General features: G+C 58.2%; 9 protein-coding genes. 2 read left to right on the forward strand and 7 right to left on the reverse strand.

The features are described 5' to 3' along the window. The 7 genes from ABJP42_RS07000 to ABJP42_RS07030 form a co-directional block, all read right to left on the reverse strand. The coding region (locus ABJP42_RS07000; RefSeq protein WP_348339621.1) for an adenylyltransferase/cytidyltransferase family protein at positions 1-174 on the reverse strand (174 nt) is incomplete at its 3' end. A gap of 117 nt (positions 175-291) precedes the next feature. After that, complete coding sequence (locus tag ABJP42_RS07005; RefSeq protein ID WP_348157689.1) at positions 292-735, reverse strand: MaoC family dehydratase; 444 nt, start codon at positions 733-735, stop codon at positions 292-294. Between the two features lie 237 nt (positions 736-972). Next, the gene (locus tag ABJP42_RS07010; protein ID WP_348339615.1) at positions 973-1,848 is read right to left on the reverse strand and encodes a TIGR01459 family HAD-type hydrolase; all 876 of its coding nucleotides are present in this window, start codon (positions 1,846-1,848) and stop codon (positions 973-975) included. A gap of 165 nt (positions 1,849-2,013) precedes the next feature. Beyond that, positions 2,014-2,151, reverse strand: a complete 138-nt coding sequence (locus tag ABJP42_RS07015) for a hypothetical protein (RefSeq protein ID WP_348339616.1) — start codon at positions 2,149-2,151, stop codon at positions 2,014-2,016. Positions 2,152-2,167: 16 nt separating this feature from the next. After that, positions 2,168-2,353 (reverse strand): hypothetical protein, encoded by a 186-nt coding sequence (locus ABJP42_RS07020; RefSeq protein ID WP_348339617.1) that lies wholly within the window; start codon positions 2,351-2,353, stop codon positions 2,168-2,170. 201 nt (positions 2,354-2,554) lie between these two features. Continuing rightward, the gene (locus ABJP42_RS07025; protein ID WP_348339618.1) at positions 2,555-3,475 is read right to left on the reverse strand and encodes a manganese-dependent inorganic pyrophosphatase; all 921 of its coding nucleotides are present in this window, start codon (positions 3,473-3,475) and stop codon (positions 2,555-2,557) included. Positions 3,476-3,579: 104 nt separating this feature from the next. Beyond that, complete coding sequence (locus ABJP42_RS07030) at positions 3,580-4,572, reverse strand: TraB/GumN family protein (protein WP_348339619.1); 993 nt, start codon at positions 4,570-4,572, stop codon at positions 3,580-3,582. A gap of 162 nt (positions 4,573-4,734) precedes the next feature. Here ABJP42_RS07030 and ABJP42_RS07035 point away from each other — a divergent pair, with 162 nt between their 5' ends. Next, entirely contained in the window at positions 4,735-5,436 is a 702-nt protein-coding gene (locus ABJP42_RS07035) for a DUF2161 domain-containing phosphodiesterase (protein WP_348339620.1), read from the forward strand. Between the two features lie 194 nt (positions 5,437-5,630). Next, the gene (gene groES, locus ABJP42_RS07040) at positions 5,631-5,918 is read left to right on the forward strand and encodes a co-chaperone GroES (protein WP_054459652.1); all 288 of its coding nucleotides are present in this window, start codon (positions 5,631-5,633) and stop codon (positions 5,916-5,918) included. Positions 5,919-5,921: the final 3 nt, after the last annotated feature.

Here is a 5,921-nt window from a genome sequence, read left to right on the forward strand (position 1 = left end):
AGCGCGGGGGTGCGGTTCAAAGGTCATGACGCCCAGTGGGGCCTCTGGCGCGGCGGCGCGGGCCAGGTCGATGACGGATTGATGACCCCGGTGGACGCCGTCAAAATTGCCGATCGCAACGCTGGCGCCACGGTCTTGCTCTTCTACAAATTGATAGTCTCGGATGATGCGCATGGGCTCTGCCTAGCGCCCCAAACAGAGGCTTGCAAGCATGCGATTGCAGTTGGGCAAGAGGCCGTTGCGGAAAACAGCAGCTGTTCGAAACAGCCTGCTGCTGCGCCGGTTCCGGGGTCAGTCGAACTTGCGCGAGGGCGCCATGACCATGGCCTCTCCCACCAGGACCTTTTTGCCATCCACCATGCAGCGGCAATCCAGTTTGACCCGGCGTTTGTCGATGACAATATCGGTCACTTCCACCTCTGCCAGTACCAGATCACCCGGACGCACCGGGGCGAGGAACTTCAACGACTGGCTCATGTAGATGGTGCCATGGCCGGGCAGCTGTTCGCCAATCACGGCAGAGATCAGACCGGCGGTGAGCATGCCGTGGGCGATGCGACCCTGAAAGATGGTGTCCTGCGCATAGTCATCATCCAGATGCACCGGATTGCGGTCAGTGGAGACCTGGCTGAACATCTCGATATCCTCATCGGTGATCACTTTGCGGACAAAGCGCGTCATACCCATTTCGATATCTTCGATGCAGATGGTTCCGCGCGGCAGGTTGTCCAACATTTGACCCTCCATGAGATCGCCTCGACTGAGGTGGTCCTGTAATTATCAAACACCCAGTGCGGGCGTGTTGGCAACTTTATTACTTTGCAGGTGCAGAAAATCAAGAGGTTTTTAGCGGCATCCTGTCTGCTCGGAATTGTGGGGCAGGCGAAGTTTCAGGCCAGGTCACCGATGCAATTGGTATCGCAACAGTGACCTGTGATGGTCGTAACAATCTGTATTAGATGAATAATTGCATCAGCGCAGGAAGCCGATGCTGAACGTGGGCGCTGATTTCTCCTGCTCCAGATAGGCAGAAAGCGCCGCAGCATCGGGCTGGGTGGTTGTTTTTGTTTCCCGCGCGGCCAGCCCGCCGGTGATAAAGAGGGAATCGATACCCTCTCCCATACCGCCGGCAATATCCGTATGCGGGCCATCGCCAATCGCCAGAATATCGCCATCTGCGATATCCGTGCCCAGCTCGGCCAGGCGGCGGCGGGCCAGATCATAGATCGGCGGGTGGGGCTTGCCAAAATAGAGGCTTTCGCCGCCCATTTCGGTGTAAAGCCGCGCCAGGGCGCCGGCGCACCATTCGCGGCTCTCGCCGCGGTCCACGATGATATCGGGGTTGGCGCAGAGCAGTTTCAGCCCCTTTTGTTTGGCCAGCAGGAAATCAGCCCGGTTCACATCTGGGTCCGCCAGGGTGTCAAAGGGGCCACAACAAACGATGCCCTCGGCCTCGGCCAGAGGCACGCGGGTGATCTCCACTGGGTTATGGATGACGTTCAGCGGTTCAAAGAAACCGGCATCGCGCTGCCATTCGCCCATGAAATAGACCTTGTTGCCTACGGCGCCGGTGAACATGGCAGAGCGGGCGGAATCACCTGAGGTAGCGATGGTGTCATAGGCATCATCTGGCACGCCAAAATCGGCCAGCTGCAGCGCCACCCCGGCGCGGGGCTTGGGCGAGTTGGTCACCAGAACCACCTTACCGCCTCGGGCACGATAGGCCTGCAGCGCAGCAACGGCATCCGGGAAGGCGGTGATGCCATTGTGAACGCAGCCCCATAGGTCAACAAAAAGCGCCCGGTAAGGATCAGACACCTCAGCAAGGGTTTCAATGATGCGGGTCATGAGCAGGCCTTTCTGTCTGTGCCATCTGGTTTGGCGTTGCGTCGACAGATATGACCGAGTTCCCGGCGCGACGCCACCGTGAAACCACGCGGGGCGTTGGGGGAGAGTATGGACCCACGGCGCGAAGGCCGCGCCGTGGGTCAAAGGCATGAGGAAAAGCGCGGCTTAGGCGGCTTTCTTCAGGGCTTTCTTGGCAGCTTTCAGCTTTTTCAGCTGACGGGCGACTTTGTCTTTGCGCCGCTCAACGGCTTTTTTCAGCTCTTTGATTTTTGATTTCTTGGCGTCATTAGCTTTCTTGCCCATGTCGGTATTCCTGTTTTCAAGTGTCAGATGATTTGGTTACGTGCTCTTTCTGGAAGCCCCGGATAAAGCGCCGTATTTCGCGGGCGGCACTGGTATCCAGCGCGTCGCAGAGATCGACAAAGGCATCCCGCTCATCCTTCGAAATCCGAATGATCAGCTGCGCGTCTTTGCGTCCCTTTTTGGTCTTTTCGGCCTTGGCCATATCGGTTGGCTCCTTGTTGAGCACTTATTTGTTACTACAATGTAGATGCAATGTATATACGTTTTTCGCCTACATGTTCTCCGCCTGAATTGGGAGGTCCTAGGCAGAGGCCGCCAAGGGGCAAACAGCAAAAGGGCGCCCCTGGGGACGCCCTTTGTTTGTCGCTTACTTACCGATCTGCTGCAGCTAAGCCGCTGGGCCTCAGACTTTGAGGTTTGGAATGATCTGCTTTTTGCGGCTCATGACGCCGGGAAGCACAACGGCGTCGCCTGCGACTGTAGCGCCAAAGCTCTTCTCGGCCACGGATTTGACCAGATCGTTGGGCACCATGAGCGTGGCTTCTTCGTTGAGGATATCAACGACGAAAAGCAGTACTTGATCCACACCATCCTCAGCGGCAACAGCGGTCATGCTCTCCATGATCGAGGCTTTGCGGTCGAGCACAACGGCAGGCGCTGTGGTTTCCAGAACCGAGACGCGGAACTTTGTGCCTTCTACGGCGTATTCCTTGCTGTCCATGCGCAGCAGTTCCGCATCCGAGAAGGACGAGACGTCGGATTTGGCAGCAAACATATCGGCAGCATAGGCGGCGATGTCGATGCCCAGGTCAGTGGCCAGCTTTTCAGCCACGGCACGGTCGTGATCGGTGGTGGTGGGGGAGCGGAACTCCAGCGTGTCCGACAGGATGCAGGTGAGCGCGGCGCCTTTGACGGCCTCTGGCATCTTGGCCATGTCGTCACCAATCAGGTCGTTCATGATGGTGGCGGTGCAGGCGAGCGGACGGATGGTGATGTCGATGGGGCCTTTGGTTTCCAGTCCGCCGACCAGCTTGTGGTGGTCGATGATGGCCTGAACATCAGCGCCATTGATATTGGCGGGCAGTTCGGCCGGGTTGTTGGTGTCAACGATCACAACAGGCTGGTCATCGGCCACATCAGCGATGATCGCAGGTTTGTCCAGGCCCCAGCGCTGCAACATAAAGGCGGCTTCGGTATTGGGTTCACCCAGCAGTTTGGCCTCGGCAGCGACGCCTTTGATCTCGTTCAGGTACCAGGCCCAGATGATCGGGGAGCCGGTGGAATCGGTGTCGGGAGATTTATGGCCAAAAACTTGGACGGTCATGATGCTATCCTGTGAACAAAGGGGAGTTTGCGCGCCTTATAACAGGGAGAAATTCCTTGTCACCCCACCACGGCTGCAATGCGGCGCTTCGTCCCTCGCATGGCTCATTGAAAGGCGGCGCGCTCTAGCTTGTAGCCTTGCCGTTTCAACAGATTCAATATGCCGCCTTTGCCGGGCAGATGGGCGGCACCCACGGCAATCACCACGCTATCCCCCTTGAGATTGAGGATGGTCTTCATCCACTGCCTGTTCCGCCATCCCAGCATATTGCTATAGAAGGCGCGGTCCAAACGGGTGAGCTCTTTGGCAGAGGCCGGGATATATTGGCTGGCAATGCGCGGTTGCAGCAGGAAAGCCTGCCAAACGCTTTCGTCAAAATAGGCCTCGACCGAAGTGGATTCTTCCGGGGCGTTCGACTGCGCTAGCGCCACTTGGTTCTCCAGCATGCGGGCCTGATCGCGAAGTGGCATCCGCGCCAATGCGGCAAAACCAGTGCCCGAGGTCTCCAGCCCCCCAATCGGTATCCGTTTGCGAATGGCGAAACGTTCAATGCGGTCGTCCAATCCGCGTTTGGTGCCAAACCCAAAGGGGCGACAGCCACCGCCGGGTACCAGAAACAGGCTGACGGCCCAGGGTTGGGCATACTGAATGGTCTCAATATTGGAGCCAGTCATTGCCGCATAGGTTTTGATGTGTTGCCAGCCCGAGGGTGATATCAGCTGCTGCAGGTTGCGACCGCGGGGCAGCAAAAAATCCTCGGGATGTTTTGCAATCTGCGAGTCGATTGCTTCAATTTCAGCGCGGGTCACCTCGAGGTAGACCGCATCCGCAGTGGCGATAATGGGCCGCAGGTGCTGCATCACGCGCGCCATGCGACTGTCGCCCCCGTGCATGGTGCCGACCACATGCAGGCTTTGATTGCCCTTGCGGGCCACCCAGTGGTTGCCGGTGGAAAAGGGCGTTGCCACCATCTGGCGCTCCAGCCAGGCCTGTTCCGACGCGGGCAGATGGTTGCGGATATCCACCCCACGGCAGGCTGCAGTGACGCTTTGAGCCAGAGCCAAAAGCATAAAAATCGGGGGCAGAATTCGGATCATTGGGTTAGTCTCTGTGCGGTCTTTATGTGGCGTTTGGTTAGAGCTAGGCGTCGCGCGGGCAAAAAAGCAAGCGGGAAACACTCTCCTCACAGGAGAGTGTGGGACCAATACCGCAAAGTTCAGCGGCTTGAATTGCCGCTGCCAAACTGCCAAGCATCCCTGATGGAGCGCGAAGATCAACTATACCCGCCGGTAAAGGCCTTGCTGGAATCCCAGGGCTATCAGGTCAAGGGCGAGGTGGGCGCGGCGGATGTGATGGCACGGCGCGGCGGTGAAGACCCGGTGATTGTCGAGCTGAAGCTGCGGTTCTCGCTGTCGCTGTTCCATCAGGCCATCACCCGCCAATCGGTGACGGATCTGGTCTATATCGCGGTTCCCCGGCCCAAGGGGCGGCAGGCCAAACGCATGCTCAAGGATAATCTGGCGCTGTGTCGCCGCCTGAGCATCGGGCTGATCACGGTTCTGCCGGATGGGCGCTGCGAAGTGCAATGTGATCCAGGACCTTACGCCCCGCGCAAATCGAAAAAGCGCCAGCAGCGGTTACTGCGGGAGTTTGAAAAGCTGCAGGGCGATCCCAATGCCGGGGGGGCAACCCGCCATGGCATTGTCACTGCCTACCGACAGGACGCATTGCGTTGCGCTGCGTTTTTGGCCGAATCCGGCGCCACCAAGGGCTCAGATGTCGCTAAGGCCACCGGGGTGGGACGGGCGACCTCCCTGATGGCGGCCAATCACTATGGCTGGTTTGAGCGGGTCGAAAAGGGCATTTATCAGTTGACTGAGACTGGCAGCGAAGGGCTCAAACACTGGGCCTATAGCTGGGAGCCGCTGGAAAACCAGGGGGCAGCGGAGGCCTCAGAGTGAGCTGCCTTGGCTACCGTGCAGAGCGCTGCAATCACAATTGCTAAAATTTTCTTGCCCATTTTGGTTGACTCATCCGCAGGTGCTGCCTAGCTATTCCTCCGTTAGCACTCATCTGGTGTGAGTGATAACGCCCTCTGCGGGGAGCAGGGGGGATAGAGATAACAACCTTTGAGCCTTATGAAGGAGCTGCAAAGATGGCCTTGAAACCACTCCACGACCGCGTGCTGGTTCGTCGCACCGAAAGCGAAGAAAAAACAGCGGGTGGCTTGATCATCCCTGAATCCGCCAAAGAAAAGCCCAGCGAAGGCCAAGTCGTCGCAACCGGCGAAGGCGCCCGCAAAGACAATGGTGAGCTGATCGCAATGGCAGTGAAAGCCGGCGACACCATCCTGTTCGGCAAATGGTCCGGCACCGAAGTCACCGTCGACGGCGAAGAGCTGCTGATGATGAAAGAAAGCGACATCATGGGGATCATCGAGTAAGCC

The organism is Pseudophaeobacter sp., from assembly GCF_039971195.1.
Classification (GTDB): domain Bacteria; phylum Pseudomonadota; class Alphaproteobacteria; order Rhodobacterales; family Rhodobacteraceae; genus Pseudophaeobacter.

Coding starts and splice junctions, on each gene's coding strand:
- ABJP42_RS07005 (WP_348157689.1), bottom strand. CDS start 735: ATGTTGGACAACCTGCCGCGCGGAACCATCTGCATCGAAGATATCGAA.
- ABJP42_RS07010 (WP_348339615.1), bottom strand. CDS start 1,848: ATGACCCGCATCATTGAAACCCTTGCTGAGGTGTCTGATCCTTACCGG.
- ABJP42_RS07015 (WP_348339616.1), bottom strand. CDS start 2,151: ATGGGCAAGAAAGCTAATGACGCCAAGAAATCAAAAATCAAAGAGCTG.
- ABJP42_RS07020 (WP_348339617.1), bottom strand. CDS start 2,353: ATGGCCAAGGCCGAAAAGACCAAAAAGGGACGCAAAGACGCGCAGCTG.
- ABJP42_RS07025 (WP_348339618.1), bottom strand. CDS start 3,475: ATGACCGTCCAAGTTTTTGGCCATAAATCTCCCGACACCGATTCCACC.
- ABJP42_RS07030 (WP_348339619.1), bottom strand. CDS start 4,572: ATGATCCGAATTCTGCCCCCGATTTTTATGCTTTTGGCTCTGGCTCAA.
- ABJP42_RS07035 (WP_348339620.1), top strand. CDS start 4,735: ATGGAGCGCGAAGATCAACTATACCCGCCGGTAAAGGCCTTGCTGGAA.
- groES (WP_054459652.1), top strand. CDS start 5,631: ATGGCCTTGAAACCACTCCACGACCGCGTGCTGGTTCGTCGCACCGAA.